The organism is Candidatus Binatia bacterium (assembly GCA_036382395.1).
GTDB lineage: Bacteria > Desulfobacterota > Binatia > HRBIN30 > HRBIN30 > JAGDMS01.
Window position 1 is genome coordinate 1 of record DASVHW010000405.1, and the last position, 13,197, is coordinate 13,197.

At 59.9% G+C, this 13,197-nt stretch carries 13 protein-coding genes and 7 tRNA genes; 17 read left to right on the forward strand and 3 right to left on the reverse strand.

Annotated features, from left to right (window positions below; all coding sequences use genetic code 11):
- A partial coding sequence (locus VF515_19745; protein ID HEX7409866.1) for a Mut7-C RNAse domain-containing protein occupies positions 1–383 on the reverse strand: 383 nt, incomplete at its 3' end.
- A gap of 52 nt (positions 384–435) precedes the next feature.
- On the opposite strand from VF515_19745, the gene VF515_19750 reads away from it, so the two are divergent.
- The 11 genes from VF515_19750 to rpsI all read left to right on the forward strand — a co-directional run bounded on the left by VF515_19750 (position 436) and on the right by rpsI (position 9,401).
- A complete protein-coding gene (locus VF515_19750; protein ID HEX7409867.1) occupies positions 436–1,917 on the forward strand; it encodes a transglutaminase-like domain-containing protein in 1,482 nt (493 codons plus the stop codon).
- An 80-nt stretch (positions 1,918–1,997) separates the two neighbouring features.
- A tRNA-Leu gene (locus VF515_19755) sits at positions 1,998–2,077 on the forward strand.
- 90 nt (positions 2,078–2,167) lie between these two features.
- On the forward strand, positions 2,168–3,490 hold the full coding sequence (tig, locus tag VF515_19760) for a trigger factor (GenBank protein ID HEX7409868.1): 1,323 nt from the start codon (positions 2,168–2,170) through the stop codon (positions 3,488–3,490).
- A 36-nt stretch (positions 3,491–3,526) separates the two neighbouring features.
- On the forward strand, positions 3,527–4,129 hold the full coding sequence (gene clpP, locus VF515_19765; GenBank protein HEX7409869.1) for an ATP-dependent Clp endopeptidase proteolytic subunit ClpP: 603 nt from the start codon (positions 3,527–3,529) through the stop codon (positions 4,127–4,129).
- An 8-nt stretch (positions 4,130–4,137) separates the two neighbouring features.
- A complete protein-coding gene (clpX, locus tag VF515_19770; protein ID HEX7409870.1) occupies positions 4,138–5,391 on the forward strand; it encodes an ATP-dependent Clp protease ATP-binding subunit ClpX in 1,254 nt (417 codons plus the stop codon).
- A gap of 33 nt (positions 5,392–5,424) precedes the next feature.
- Positions 5,425–7,878 carry an endopeptidase La gene (gene lon / locus VF515_19775; GenBank protein HEX7409871.1) on the forward strand — a complete coding sequence of 818 codons (2,454 nt, stop codon included), beginning with the start codon at positions 5,425–5,427 and terminating at the stop codon, positions 7,876–7,878.
- Between the two features lie 75 nt (positions 7,879–7,953).
- Complete coding sequence (locus VF515_19780; GenBank protein ID HEX7409872.1) at positions 7,954–8,226, forward strand: HU family DNA-binding protein; 273 nt, start codon at positions 7,954–7,956, stop codon at positions 8,224–8,226.
- A gap of 9 nt (positions 8,227–8,235) precedes the next feature.
- A tRNA-Val gene (locus VF515_19785) sits at positions 8,236–8,307 on the forward strand.
- Between the two features lie 98 nt (positions 8,308–8,405).
- Positions 8,406–8,484, forward strand: a tRNA-Asp gene (locus VF515_19790).
- A gap of 70 nt (positions 8,485–8,554) precedes the next feature.
- Positions 8,555–8,986 (forward strand): 50S ribosomal protein L13, encoded by a 432-nt coding sequence (rplM, locus tag VF515_19795; GenBank protein HEX7409873.1) that lies wholly within the window; start codon positions 8,555–8,557, stop codon positions 8,984–8,986.
- Between the two features lie 16 nt (positions 8,987–9,002).
- Positions 9,003–9,401 (forward strand): 30S ribosomal protein S9, encoded by a 399-nt coding sequence (rpsI, locus tag VF515_19800; protein HEX7409874.1) that lies wholly within the window; start codon positions 9,003–9,005, stop codon positions 9,399–9,401.
- 7 nt (positions 9,402–9,408) lie between these two features.
- Here rpsI and lptG read toward each other — a convergent pair whose 3' ends face one another.
- Positions 9,409–10,506, reverse strand: coding sequence for an LPS export ABC transporter permease LptG (gene lptG, locus VF515_19805; GenBank protein HEX7409875.1), 1,098 nt, complete (start codon positions 10,504–10,506; stop codon positions 9,409–9,411).
- Positions 10,507–10,510: 4 nt separating this feature from the next.
- Positions 10,511–11,785 (reverse strand): LPS export ABC transporter permease LptF, encoded by a 1,275-nt coding sequence (gene lptF / locus VF515_19810; protein ID HEX7409876.1) that lies wholly within the window; start codon positions 11,783–11,785, stop codon positions 10,511–10,513.
- Here lptF and rlmB point away from each other — a divergent pair.
- The 6 genes from rlmB to VF515_19840 form a co-directional block, all read left to right on the forward strand.
- Entirely contained in the window at positions 11,708–12,496 is a 789-nt protein-coding gene (gene rlmB / locus VF515_19815; GenBank protein HEX7409877.1) for a 23S rRNA (guanosine(2251)-2'-O)-methyltransferase RlmB, read from the forward strand. The two genes, lptF and rlmB, sit on opposite strands and share 78 nt — an antisense overlap.
- A gap of 114 nt (positions 12,497–12,610) precedes the next feature.
- Positions 12,611–12,686 (forward strand) — tRNA-Thr (locus tag VF515_19820).
- 6 nt (positions 12,687–12,692) lie between these two features.
- Positions 12,693–12,775 (forward strand) — tRNA-Tyr (locus tag VF515_19825).
- A gap of 33 nt (positions 12,776–12,808) precedes the next feature.
- Positions 12,809–12,882 (forward strand) — tRNA-Gly (locus tag VF515_19830).
- A 77-nt stretch (positions 12,883–12,959) separates the two neighbouring features.
- A tRNA-Thr gene (locus VF515_19835) sits at positions 12,960–13,033 on the forward strand.
- A 25-nt stretch (positions 13,034–13,058) separates the two neighbouring features.
- On the forward strand, positions 13,059–13,197 hold a 139-nt coding region (locus VF515_19840), incomplete at its 3' end, for a GTP-binding protein (GenBank protein ID HEX7409878.1).

A 13,197-nucleotide genomic window follows, 5' to 3' on the forward strand; every position in this document is an offset into this window, starting at 1 on the left:
GGACAGCGCACGAAGTGCGTCTGGGTGCTAAAGACGTACGGTGGCACACGATCAGCGATCTCTTCCTTTTGGACGGCGACGAGGGACTCGTTACAACGGGCACAGCGCGTGAAAGCCTCGGCGAAGGGGTCGATGCCGAAGGCAGAAACGACCTGTTGTAGCTGCTCGCGGAAATGGTCATGCTGAATGAACAGTAGGGGAACGCCGGTTCGTTGCTGCAGAAAACGACGGTCCCGGGTCAAAATGATGCGTCCCTCCGAACGCGCATGGCGCAGGAGCGTCTCGCCGGACAGGTGCGCCCCGTACGTGGCATCCTGCCCAATGATGCGCAACCAGGTGGCTAGCCGGCCAAGCATCTTGTCGATGGCGAATCGGTGGGCCATGGCGTTGGCTCGACCAACAACAATAGTCGGGAGTCGGTAGTTGGAGCAAGGCATGCGCAAGACTGTGTCGATACTGATCGTGTCTTTCTGGCTTGCAATGGTCGCGGCGCTGGTGCGTCGGACCTGGGTGCTGGCGCCCACAAACCGGTTTGCGGTGCAGAAGGCTGCAGGCGCAGATCGTGACGAATGGATGAACGTCTACCATGAGGGGCTGAAAATCGGCTACACTCGCTCGCTGCTCTCGGCTGACGCTGCCTCGGGGGGCTTTGCCTTTGCTGAGGAGTCGCTCTTGCGGCTCGTCGTGATGGAGAGGCCACAGACGGTGCAGACGAGGCTCCGCGGTCATACGGCGAGCGATTTCAGTTTGCGTGACGTGGAGTTCGAACTGAGGAGCGGGGCCGGGGATCTGCGGGCGACCGGAGTCGTGGATTCCGACGGGCTGCGGGTGACGATTCAGACCGGGCAAGACATCTCCGAACAGGTGCTCCCACTGCGCGAGCCTTTGTATCTGCCCTCGACGCTGCGTGCGTCGCTTGACGTTGGAGCGCTCGAACCAGGCCGCCGGTTTGAGGCACAAGTCTTCGACCCGATTACGCTCAAGAACGATCGCATGTCGATTACGGTCGAACGGCAAGAGCCGCTGCCGGGCGACAAAGGTGGGACGCAAGCGTGGCGCGTACGCGAGGAGTTCCACGGCCTCCACACCACCGCGTGGACCGATGAGGCAGGAGTGGTCCTGCGGGAAGAAGGTCCCATGGGGATGGTTCTGGTGAGGACGTGCAGAGAGCAGGCTCTGAATGCTGAGTGGACGAAGGACACGGCATGGGATCTCGTAGCCAATGCGGCAGTTCCTGTGGACCGACCCATCGAAGATGCGCGGCAGCGGATGTCGTTACGCCTGCGGTTGGCAGGCATCCCCACGGAAAAAGTTCCGAGCGACGAGGAGCAGGTGCGCAACGGCTCGGTCCTAACCATCATCCGGCGGAGCCTGGCCGATCTGCAATCGTACCCACTGCCATACAGGGGGGACGCTCACGCGGAGGATCTGAAGGCCACCGCCTTCCTGCAAAGCGAGCACCCCCGGCTCCTGGGGGTGGTGCATGACGTGGTCGGTGCCGAGCCGGACGCGGTGCGTGCCGCGATGCGCCTGAACGACTGGGTGTATAATTACCTTCGCAAGGTTCCAACGATCAGCATACCGAATGCGCTGCAGGTGCTCGACATGGGTGAAGGTGACTGCAACGAACATGCGGTGCTGCTGGCGGCGCTCGGTCGGGCTGCCGGAATGCCGACGCGCATGGTTGCCGGTGCGGTGTACATCAACGGGGCGTTCTTCTACCACGCCTGGTGCGAAGTGTGGCTGGGACGTTGGGTCTCCATTGATCCGGCGTTGCACCAGTTCCCGGCCGATGCCACGCACATCAAATTCGTCGTCGGGGGACTGGAGGAACAGCTCGGGATGATCGAAATCATCGGGCGGCTTCGACTGGAGGTGCTGGATGACGCGGGCGAGTCGCACGGCTCACCGCACTGAATGCGCCGAGACCGGGCTCGCTTCAGAGAGGTTGCCTTGCCGCCAGAGCCAGGGAACTGCTAGAAGCGGCTCGTTTGGCCGCGGGAGTGGCGGAATTGGCAGACGCGCTAGACTTAGGATCTAGTGGGTAACCGTGGGGGTTCGAGTCCCCCCTCTCGCACTCAGCGTCACGCGGCGCGATGTTTGGGTTTCTGAAAATTTCTTGAATCCCCTCTGACCGTGTGATTAGGTTGAAACAGTAGGTGGGATAATGGTGTTCAAAGTTGATGTGGAGACGGTGGACTCTGTCCGTCGGCGCCTCGCGGTAGAGGTGCCGGCCGAGACCGTGTCCGCGGAACTCGATAAAGCCTACAACGATCTCGCGCGCGCCGCGAAAGTTCCGGGGTTTCGTCCGGGACGGGTCCCTCGCCATGTCCTTGAGCGGATGTTTGGTGATCGAGTGCGTGCGGAGGTCTTCGCCAAGCTTATTCAGCATTCGTACGCCGAGGCACTCGAGGAACAGCATATTCCGGCGGTGGGGCAACCGGAGATCGTGACCGAGCAGACGGAGGCGGGATCCGCGCTGCGTTACCGCGCGACAGTCGAAGTGAAGCCGGAGGTTACGGTCGAAGATTACGCAGGGCTGACGGCCGAACGTCCGGTCATGCGGGTCACCGACGCCGACGTGACCGAATACCTCGATCGGCTGCGTGCATCGTTGGCCCAGCTGCATCCCGTGACCGAGCGCACGCACGTCGAGGCTGGGGATGTTGTCACCCTCGACTACGAGGCGCTGGGGGAAGGCCGAATGATCAGCCGGGGCGAGAGCCGCGAGGTGGAGATCGGGGCCAATGGGTTCCCTCCAGGCTTCGACCAGCACCTCATTGGTGAGGCAATTGGTGCCAAGCTGGAGTTTGAGGTCGCGTATCCGGCTGACCACGCCGCCACGGAACTGGCGGGAAAGAAGGTGCAGTTTAAGGTCCGCATCGGCTCGCTCTCGAAGAAGGAAGTACCGGTCCTAGATGATGAGTTTGCCAAGGACCACGGTGAGTGCTCCACGCTCGAGGAATTGCGCCAGCGGGTGCGGCGACAGTTGGAAGAGGAGGCGGTGCGTCGGGCGGACGAGTCGGTGCGCCGGGACATTGTGACGCAACTGGCCAAGGGACACGACATTGCCATACCAAGTGCGCTGGTGCAGCGACGCACGGAAGCGCTCGTCGAGGATGTCTTGCATGACTGGCAGCAAAGGCGCGGGCGTCTCAAAGATGATTCGCAGGCGCGTGCCCACCTCCGCAAGGAACTCGAGCCGCGCGCTGAGGAGCAGGTGAAAGTCGCGCTCTTGCTCGAAGCGATTGCGCGACAGGAGGGCATCGGCATCGGCGATGACGAAGTCGAAGCGCGCGTGCAGGCGCTGGTACAGGCGGCGGGTGCGGCTGCGGAACGAGCGCGCGCATTCTATCAGAACGACGAAGCGCGGCGGCAACTGCGTACGCAGATGCTGCAGTCGCGCGCGATCGACATCGTGGTGAGTCGCGCTCGCATTACAGACGTTGAATCGCCCTCGAACGTTGCTGATGTGGTGGAAAGTGGCTAAAATCCTCCGTCAGATGAAGAAGGAGACGCGGATCTCATGGGTCTTGTCCCCATAGTTATCGAGCAGACCGGGCGGGGCGAGCGGGCGTACGACATCTACTCTCGTTTGCTGAAAGACCGGATCGTCTTCCTGGGTTCCCCAGTGACCGACGATATCGCCAACCTGGTTACCGCGCAGTTGCTCTTCCTCGAATCGGAAGACCCGGAGCGCGACATTCACTTCTATATCAACTCTCCTGGCGGCTCGATCACCGCCGGTCTCGCCATCTACGACACCATGCAATACATCAAGCCGCAAGTGTCGACGCTCTGCCTCGGTCAGGCGGCCAGTATGGGGGCGTGGCTGCTGGCGGCGGGGGCGCCGGGAAAGCGGTTTGCCTTGCCGCATGCGCGGATCATGATCCACCAGCCCTTGCTTATGGGCGGGCTACAGGGACAGGCTTCAGACATCGACATCCACGCGCGCGAGATTCTGCGGGTGCGAGAACAGCTCAACAACATTTTGGTCAAGCACTCGGGGCAGAGTCTCAAGAAGATCGAAAAGGACACGGACCGAGATCTCTTCCTGACGAGCAAGCAGGCGGTGGAGTACGGCCTCATCGATGAAGTGATTTCGTCGAGGCCGACGAAGAAAGTGTGAGGGGTGTTATGGCCAAGCACGGTGACGACCGGAGCGGCAATTTGGTGTGTTCCTTTTGTGGCAAAAGCCAAGATGAGGTGCGGAAGCTGATTGCCGGACCGACGGTCTACATCTGTGACGAGTGTATCGATCTCTGCAACGACATCATCGCTGAAGAGTGCGATCAGGAAGAGGGACTGGCCTCGACGTCGGCGGTGCCGAAGCCGGTCGATATCAAGAAGGTGCTCGACCAGTACGTGATCGGCCAAGAGCGCGCCAAGAAGGTGCTGGCGGTCGCCGTGCACAACCACTACAAGCGGATCGATACCCAGTTGGTCACCGGTGACGTCGAGTTGCAGAAATCGAATATCTTGCTCATCGGCCCGACAGGGTCTGGGAAGACATTGCTGGCGCAAACGCTGGCGCGCTTCCTCCAGGTTCCCTTCACGATTGCGGACGCTACCAGCCTGACCGAGGCCGGATACGTCGGCGAGGACGTGGAAAACATCATTCTCAGCCTCCTCCAGAACGCCGACTACGACGTCGAAAAGGCGCAGCGTGGCATTGTGTACATCGACGAGATCGACAAAATCTCGCGCAAGGGCGACAATCCCTCCATCACCCGCGACGTTTCGGGTGAGGGGGTCCAGCAAGCCCTGCTGAAGATCATCGAAGGCACGACCGCAAGTGTCCCGCCAAAGGGTGGCCGCAAGCATCCGCAACAAGAGTTTTTGCAGGTGGATACCGCCAACATCCTGTTTATCTGTGGCGGTGCCTTCGTGGGGTTGGAAGAAATCATCCGCCGACGAATCGGCATGAAAGGCATGGGCTTCGGGGCCGACATCCGGCGCAGGGAAGAGCGCAGCGTCAGTGACCTCCTGCACGAAGTGCAAACGGAGGATCTCCTGAAATTCGGACTGATCCCGGAGTTTGTCGGACGGCTTCCGGTCATTGCCACGCTTGACGAACTGGGAGAACAAGACCTGGTGCGTATCCTGCGCGAGCCGAAGAATGCCTTGACACGCCAGTATCAGAAGCTATTTGAAATGGAGACGGTTCACCTCAAGTTTACGGATGGGGCGTTGACGGCGATCGCACGGGAGGCTTTGAAACGCAAGTCAGGGGCGCGGGGCCTGCGAGCAATTCTGGAGAACACTATGCTCGACGTCATGTATGACATCCCCTCCCAGCCCGCCATCAAAGAGGTTTTGATCTCCGAAGAAGTTGTGACAAAGCGCGAGCAACCGATCGTTCTCTACCAGAAGGCGGCGGAGACCGCGTAAGAGCGGGCGGCGCGCAGAATAAGGAAGCAACGTATGCTCTTTCGCAACGATAAACGCGATGCCTCAGCCCCCGGGGGTGGGATGCGCGTGCCCCTACTGCCCTTGCGCGACATCATCGTGTTCCCACACATGGTGGTGCCGCTCTTCGTGGGGCGCCAGAAGTCCATCAAGGGGCTCGAAGAGGCGATGAATAAGCAGAAGTATATCTTGCTCGCCGCACAGCGCGAGGCGAAGACGAACGAGCCTAGCGAGGACGATATCTTCCGGGTCGGAACGCTCGGGACGGTCGTGCAGCTCCTGCGTCTGCCGGACGGTACGGTCAAGGTGCTGGTCGAAGGGAAGAAGCGGGCCCGCATCCTGCGCTATCTAGAGGAAGCGGAATTCTTTCTGGTCGCGGCTGAGGAAATCGAGGAGCCCTGTGAGAAGAGCACTGAGGTCGAGGCCCTGATACGCTCGGTCAACTCGACCTTTGAGAACTACGTCAAGCTGAACAAAAAAATCCCACCTGAGATGATCATGTCCGTGGCCTCGATCGATGATCCAGCGCGCCTGGCGGACACCATCGTGGCCCACCTCGGAATTAAGTTGGAGGATAAGCAGGCCCTGCTCGAGATCACCAATCCCGCCGAACGCCTGGAGAAAGTCCTCGGCCACATGCGTTCGGAGATCGAGATTCTAGAAGTTGAAAAGCGCATCCGTACCCGCGTCAAGAAACAGATGGAGAAGACGCAAAAAGAGTACTACCTCAACGAGCAGATGCGCGCCATTCAGAAGGAGCTCGGGGAGAAGGACGAATTCAAGAACGAAATCCAAGAGCTCGAGGAGAAGATCAAGCAGAAGAAAATGTCAGCCGAGGCGAAGGAGAAGGTCGAGAAAGAGCTCAAGAAGCTCAAGATGATGTCTCCGATGTCGGCTGAGGCGACGGTCGTCCGCAACTACATCGACTGGATCATTTCCTTGCCGTGGCATGAGTACACCGAGGACAAGCTCGACATCAAAGGGGCCGAGAAGGTCCTCGAGGCCGATCACTACGGGCTGGAGAAGGTGAAGCAGCGCATCCTGGAGTACCTGGCAGTGCAGTCGTTGGTCGGCCAGATGAAAGGGCCGATCCTCTGTTTGGTCGGTCCGCCTGGCGTTGGCAAGACATCGCTCGGCAAGTCCATCGCCCGTGCAACCGGCAGGAAATTCGTGCGCGTGTCGCTCGGTGGCGTCCGCGATGAGGCCGAGATTCGCGGACACCGGAGGACCTACATCGGTGCGCTGCCGGGCAAGGTCATCCAGTGCATGAAGAAGGCTGGCGCGGGCAACCCGGTGTTTTTGCTGGACGAGGTTGATAAGATGTCCACCGATTTCCGTGGTGATCCGTCGTCCGCGCTGCTCGAAGTCCTGGATCCCGAGCAGAACTCGACGTTCAATGATCACTACCTGGATGTGGATTACGACTTGTCCAAGGTCATGTTCATCACGACGGCAAATACGCTGGAACGCATCCCTCGACCCCTGCAGGATCGGATGGAGATCATCCGTATCGCCGGATACACGGACCTTGAAAAGCTGAATATCGCGAAGCGCTACCTGGTCCCGAAGCAGCTTGAGGCCAACGGCCTGAAACCGGAAAATCTCGAAATCTCAGACAACGGGCTCATGAGCCTCATCCGCCACTATACTAAGGAGGCCGGGGTCCGAAATCTGGAGCGCGAGCTGGCTTCGATCTGCCGCAAGATGGTCGTAGAGGTGGTGAAGTCGGACCGCAGTGCCAAGGTCCTGGTGACTGGCAAGAACCTCGCGAAGTACCTTGGTCCGCCCCGCTTCCGTTTCGGCAAAGTTGAGGGCGAAGAAAAAATTGGGGTTGCCACTGGCCTGGCATGGACCGAACTTGGCGGAGAGCTGCTTGCGATCGAAGTGACCGTCATGCCGGGCAAGGGAAAGCTCATCATTACCGGCCGACTAGGCGACGTGATGCAGGAGTCGGCCCAGGCCGCACTGAGCTATGTGCGCTCCCGCGCTGAGGAGCTTGGACTGGATCGCGACTTCTACCAACGGGTGGATATTCATATCCACGTGCCGGAAGGAGCTATTCCCAAAGATGGCCCGTCTGCGGGCATCACCATGGCGACATCGCTGGTGTCCGCGTTGATCAAGATCCCGATCCGCCACGATCTCGCCATGACGGGTGAGGTCACTTTGCGTGGCCGCATCCTGCCGATTGGGGGGCTCAAGGAGAAAGTGCTGGCGGCTCACCGGGCTGGCATCAAGACGGTGTTGATACCGACGGAAAACGGAAAGGATATCAAGGAGATCCCGCCGACGATTCTCAGGAGCATCACGATCAAGCTGGTCGATCACATGGATCAGGTCCTGCGGCAGGCGCTGGTTTTGAACAACCCGGATGATTTCCTGAGGAAACCGGCTGTGGCGGAGGTGACGGTGCCAGCGCCAGCGCCCTTTCAAGAACCAGCAGCAGAAACTGACGTGGTTACTCACTGATACTTTCTTGACTTCACCTGGTGCCGCTGTTATACGGCGGCACCACGCTCTTCAGGGGCGTGGGAAGGGGTCGCCATGACGAAAGCCGAGCTTATCGAATCTGTCGCCAGCAAAGTTGATTTGCCCCGTGCGACGGCCGAGCGTGCAATCAATACGCTTTTTGATGACGTCGTTGCGGCTTTAAAGCAGGGGGACAAGGTGAACATCTCAGGGTTCGGCACCTTCTCGGTGTCTACCCGGAAGGCACGTACCGGGCGAAATCCGAAGACAGGGGAGAGCATCGAAATCTCCGCGTCACGTGCGGCTAAGTTTAAAGCCGGCAAGACCCTGAAAGATTCCCTGAACTGACTCCTCGGCGGGCGGTTAGCTCAGCGGGAGAGCATCGGCCTTACAAGCCGGGGGTCATCCGTTCAAATCGGATACCGCCCACTTCCAGGGGTGAGATATCTCGCCCAGCGTAAATGTGCTAAGGAGTATGATCGTTTTGATGGAAGTAGGGCATCAAGCGCACGGAATCGGAACGCATTGGGGTGGTAGTTCAGTTCGGTTTAGAACGCCGGCCTGTCACGTCGGAGGTCACGGGTTCAAGTCCCGTCCACCCCGCCACGTTGGTTCGGGAAGAAAACCCCTCGGTGGAGGGGTTTTCTGCTTCCTGTATTGAATTGGGATTGTTCATATGAAGACGACATATATGCCTACGCGAGAGGATGCCTTAGTGGCACGCCGCTGGTGTCTGATTGATGCGCAGGGAAAGGTGCTGGGCCGCTTAGCCACTCAGATCGCCAACCTGCTGCGCGGAAAAACCAAGGCCACCTTCACGCCGCACGAAGATGTGGGCGACTTCGTGATCGTGGTGAATGCGGGCGGGGTGCGTCTGACGGGCAACAAGGCCGAGGCAAAGCTCTACCGGCGCCACAGCGGCTATCCCGGTGGGTTGCGTACCAGTACCGCTGCTCGTGAACTGAGCGAACACCCGGAGCGCGTTCTGCGCCAGGCGGTGGAGGGCATGCTACCGAAAAACCGGCTTGGGAGGCAGCTCGCCACGAAGTTGAAAATCTACACGGGCCAGGAACATCCGCATGCCGCGCAGCAGCCCGTGACGCTCTGAGCGTAGGAGTGTGAACATGTCCGATCGAAAAATCACGCATGCTGCCACCGGGAAGCGCAAAAGCGCCGTCGCCCGCGTTTACCTGGTCGTTGGCAGCGGTAATATTGTTGTGAACCGCCGCCTATTAGACGACTATTTCGGCCGTCCGACTTCTCGCATGATCGTTCAACAGCCGTTTGAGTTGACTGGCACGGCGGGCCAGTTTGATGTCTCAGCGAACGTCTGCGGCGGCGGTGTTTCAGCGCAGGCGTCCGCCATACGACATGGCATCACACGCGCGCTGATCGACTCCAATGCTGAGCTCAGACCAGCATTGAAGAAGGCCGGCTACGTCACGCGCGACCCGCGAGAGGTTGAGCGAAAGAAATACGGTCGCCACAAGGCACGCAAGCGCCCGCAGTACTCGAAACGGTAGGCCGTCTTCACTCGACGCTCAGGAACAGTCCTCCTCCCAGCAAGAGGAAGATGCCGTTGGCGGCCCATGCCGATACCACGGGGGGTAGAACGCCGCTCTGGCCGAGGGCATTGCTGAGCGCGAGGACCACCCAGTAGCCGAAGCCGAGGGCCAATCCGGTACCCACGATTCCGGCCAAGCTGGGGTGCCGCTGCACCCGCCCGGCCAGGGGAATAGCAACACAGGTGAGCACCAGCGCCGTGAAGGGGACGGCGAGCTTCATGTTGAGATCGACCAGGTAACTCGAGGCGTCAATTCCCTTGCGCGAGAGGTCGCGCATCCGCTGGCGCAGTTCCAGGTAACTGAGTTCATCCGGTTCGCGGTGGATTTCGAGAAAATCGCCGAGCGGTTCGTGAATCACCACTTGATCCGGAGGAATCTGTCGCGTGCTGACTTGCCCATCACTGGCGATCGTATGCTCGACCGAACCCGTGGTTGCCCAGCTGCTGCCGGTCCACCGAGCCGAGGCGACTTCGATGATGCTGCGTAACTCGAAATCGGGGCCCGTCTGGTAGATGGTCAGGCCGAGCAACACCCCGCGACGTGGATCAATTTGATCAATGTTATAGAAGCCGTCGGCGCCGTGGTACCAAATCTCACGTTCGCTTAGAATGCCACGCTGAGGCCGCTTACGGATTTCGATGTTGTTGACGTACTGGTACGCCCGCGTGCAGTAGGGGACCAGGGTCTCGTTCCACAGCAGTGTGCCCAGGCTCAGGAGTCCGGCGACGGCCAGCAAGGGTAACGCCATCTGCGCTAGGCTCACACCCGATGCCCGCAGGGCGATGATCTCGTTCCGGCGAGATAACATCCCGAGGCTGAGCAGCATCGCTGCCAGCACCGCGGGCGGCGTGATTTGGGTAATGATGAGCGGGACCTTGAACAGAAAGTAGCGAAAGGCGGAAAGAGGATCGGCGTGGTTCTGCAGCAACAGGTTCAGGCGGTCGAAAAAATCGACGATCAGATAGAGAACCAGAAAGGCGAGCACGACCGGAATGAACACGCTGATACACTCGCGGATCAGATACCGGCTCGTTACCGATAACACGGCATAGCGTGATTGCATGAGCCTAACGAGACCTCGACCCCGCTAGCGAGGCGAACCGGAAGCGCAGCGCCAGGAGCCACCGCTTGAGTCTCGCGGGTCGTGTGACTCCGGTTTCGCGGGCCGCACGCATGAACAGAATGACGGCGAGAAGCGTGAGCAGGATGTTGGGCAACCACATGGCGAGCCCGGGGGGAAGCACGCCCCGCTCACCCAGGTTCTCGCCGAGCGTCAGCAGCAGATAATACAGGAAGATCAACGCCAGGCTGAGTGTGAAGCCACGCGAGCGCACCGCCCGGGAGGGCTGGATTCCCAGAGGAATGCCGATGGCGGCGAAGGCTAGGCAAGCGAACGGGATGGAAAACTTCCGGTGCAGCTCGACCGCTTCAGAAAAGGCAGGCTGGCCAGCAAGGCGTTTGGCGGCGATTGCCTGCCGCAATTCCGGGATCGTCATTTCGCTCGGGTCCTTCTCGCGTGGGCGCAGATTGGCCAGCGCCGTGTTCAGGTCGAGGGTGATATCATAGAGGCTGAAGTCTGTACGATGGTAACTCTGGTCGTTCGGGTAAAAGGCGTGGATGCTGCCATCCAGGAGACGTAACGTGAGCACGTGCAGGCCTTCGTTGGGGACGAGGATGCCGATTCTGCCGAATACAGTATTTCGCTGCGCGCTATCTCGGGTGTCGGAAATCAGAATGCCATGCAGCGTGTTCCCCGGTGGCTCGATATGGTCGACGTAGATAACCAGGCCCGAGAAGTCATCGTTGAACACTTTCTCCTTGATGCCGGCGCTGGCCCGTGTCTTGGCGATCTCGTATAACCCACTGTGCAAGAGGCTGTTCCCCCACGGCCGCGCATACAATGACAAGCCAAGTGCGACGACGTAGATGACCGCGGCGAAGGATGCCACTGGACGCAAGAGCTGATAGAGGCTGATGCCAGAGGTCTTGAGCGCGATGATCTCACTGTCGGACGACAGCCGGCCGAAGGCGACGAGAACGCCGAGGAGTAAGGCCATCGGCACCGTCACTTCGAGGAAGACGGGTAGGATGTATGAGAAGAGTTTGAGCACCTCGAGCAGCGGGATGCCGCGGTTGACCACCATTTCGACCAGCTTGAGAATCCGTGCAACCAGCAGAATAAGGGTGAAGACTGCCAGGCCGAGGCCAAACGGTACGGAGATCTCACGCAGGACGTAGTGGTTGATGGTGCGCACGGACGCATGATGGTAGTGAAACGGCGAAATGTTGTAAATCGAGGGGGCCTCCTGCCGGCGGGAGAACGCCGAGTGTACGGCTTCCATCCCGTGACAGAGTGGGTGCGATCCCGGCCGGGAGACTTGAAGGCGCTCCACTATGACTCTCGGGCGACCACACGGTTGGCCGCGCTACTCGGAATGGGCCGCGACGCAGGTGTGCGCCTACAGCCAAGCGACGAACCCACGCTCACCGCTCTGGCCGGCTCCGCCCGGCATCAGGGCATCGTCGCGATTGCTCAGCCCTTTCCCTACGTCGAACTGGAGCAGATGACCGCAGGGGTGCCGCGGCTGCTGATCGTGGCGGACCAAGTGCAGGATCCGCATAACCTCGGTGCATTGCTCAGAACGGCAGAGGCCGTGGGTGCCGGTGGCGTTATTCTTCCGAAGGATGGAGCTGTTAACATTACCGCGGTCGTCGAAGCGGCGGCTGCCGGGGCCGCGGCGGTGGTGCCCGTATGCCGCGTGACGAATACGGCGCGTACGCTGCAGATGCTGAAGAAAGTCGGTTACTGGAGCGTTGGATTGATCCCGAAAGGTGGCGCGAACCTCTATGAGGCTGAACTTCCGGAACAAGTGGTGGTTGTCGTGGGAGGGGAGGCCGGGATGCGACCACTGGTGGCAAGGCAATGCGACTTTGCCGTTTCCATTCCTATGCTAGGAAGGATAGAAGCCTTGAACGCCTCGGTGGCGGCCGCGGTTGTGCTCTACGAAGTGGTGCGGCGCTGGCAGAGGTGGAGTGGGAAGCGGGGGATCTGAGAAGTTCCGCGATTGTATTGACACGAGGTGGGGTCTATTATAAGAAGCACTTTTTGCGCCAGGCTCCTCTGCACACCGATGGGTAGGTTCGGCACGGGATGGTGGCGCGGCAGGGCCGATGTAGCTCAAGAGGTAGAGCGACTGACTTGTAATCAGTAGGTTGCCAGTTCAAGTCTGGCCATCGGCTCCAGTGTGCGGAGAGGTTCCCGAGTGGCCAAAGGGAGCAGACTGTAAATCTGCCGGCGTATGCCTTCGGAGGTTCGAATCCTCCCCTCTCCACAAGGACGATGTGAAGATGGACGTGCTTAGAGCGCGGGAGTAGCTCAGTTGGTTAGAGCATCAGCCTTCCAAGCTGAGGGTCGCGGGTTCGAGTCCCGTTTCCCGCTTGATTAGATGGAGGTCAGCAGTCGGAACACGACAGGAACCGTTGGTTGACACGCCGTGATGCGTGTGTGAGCTAAACGCCCAGGTAGCTCAGTTGGTTAGAGCACCTCCTTGGTAAGGAGGAGGTCGGCGGTTCGATTCCGCTCCTGGGCTTCTCCTGGGTTGACGAGAAGGGTCCATGGCGAAGCAAAAGTTTGAGCGCAAGAAGCCGCACGTGAATGTGGGGACGATTGGGCACATTGATCACGGGAAGACGACGTTGACGGCGGCGATCACGAAGGTATTGGCGTCGCGCAAGCTGGCGAGTTTCGTTCCGT

What these genes read in the sequence shown, in the direction of transcription:
- VF515_19750 (HEX7409867.1), top strand. Translation starts at nt 436, where the DNA reads ATGCGCAAGACTGTGTCGATACTGATCGTGTCTTTCTGGCTTGCAATG.
- tig (HEX7409868.1), top strand. Translation starts at nt 2,168, where the DNA reads ATGGTGTTCAAAGTTGATGTGGAGACGGTGGACTCTGTCCGTCGGCGC.
- clpP (HEX7409869.1), top strand. Translation starts at nt 3,527, where the DNA reads ATGGGTCTTGTCCCCATAGTTATCGAGCAGACCGGGCGGGGCGAGCGG.
- clpX (HEX7409870.1), top strand. Translation starts at nt 4,138, where the DNA reads ATGGCCAAGCACGGTGACGACCGGAGCGGCAATTTGGTGTGTTCCTTT.
- lon (HEX7409871.1), top strand. Translation starts at nt 5,425, where the DNA reads ATGCTCTTTCGCAACGATAAACGCGATGCCTCAGCCCCCGGGGGTGGG.
- VF515_19780 (HEX7409872.1), top strand. Translation starts at nt 7,954, where the DNA reads ATGACGAAAGCCGAGCTTATCGAATCTGTCGCCAGCAAAGTTGATTTG.
- rplM (HEX7409873.1), top strand. Translation starts at nt 8,555, where the DNA reads ATGAAGACGACATATATGCCTACGCGAGAGGATGCCTTAGTGGCACGC.
- rpsI (HEX7409874.1), top strand. Translation starts at nt 9,003, where the DNA reads ATGTCCGATCGAAAAATCACGCATGCTGCCACCGGGAAGCGCAAAAGC.
- lptG (HEX7409875.1), bottom strand. Translation starts at nt 10,506, where the DNA reads ATGCAATCACGCTATGCCGTGTTATCGGTAACGAGCCGGTATCTGATC.
- rlmB (HEX7409877.1), top strand. Translation starts at nt 11,708, where the DNA reads ATGGTAGTGAAACGGCGAAATGTTGTAAATCGAGGGGGCCTCCTGCCG.
- lptF (HEX7409876.1), bottom strand. Translation starts at nt 11,785, where the DNA reads ATGGAAGCCGTACACTCGGCGTTCTCCCGCCGGCAGGAGGCCCCCTCG.